This is a genomic window from Rhodobium orientis (assembly GCF_003258835.1).
Classification (GTDB): domain Bacteria; phylum Pseudomonadota; class Alphaproteobacteria; order Rhizobiales; family Rhodobiaceae; genus Rhodobium; species Rhodobium orientis.
Genome location: NZ_NPEV01000149.1, coordinates 1 through 281 on the forward strand (window position 1 = coordinate 1; position 281 = coordinate 281).

1 protein-coding gene is annotated in these 281 nt (G+C 54.8%); it reads left to right on the forward strand.

From position 1 onward, the window contains the following. A partial coding sequence (locus CH339_RS25600) for an ABC transporter permease subunit (RefSeq protein WP_146610301.1) occupies positions 1 to 281 on the forward strand: 281 nt, incomplete at both ends.

The window sequence follows — 281 nt, forward strand, 5'->3', positions numbered from 1 at the left end:
GGAACGCTTTCCGCTTTATACCGGGATCGGTGGATCGATCATCTCAGCCGCTTGCTCGCTTTAGTGGGAGCCGCGCTCCCGAGCTTTTGGCTCGGATTGATACTGATCGATCTCTTTTCCGTCAGGCTGAATTGGCTGCCGTCGATGGGAGCCGGAACGTTTAAACATTTGATTCTCCCCTCTCTCACGCTTGGGATCGCGATGTCGGGCGTTTATGTCCGCCTTGTACGGTCAAGCCTGATCGAAAGCCTTGGTCAGGATTTCATCAGATCTGCCAGGGC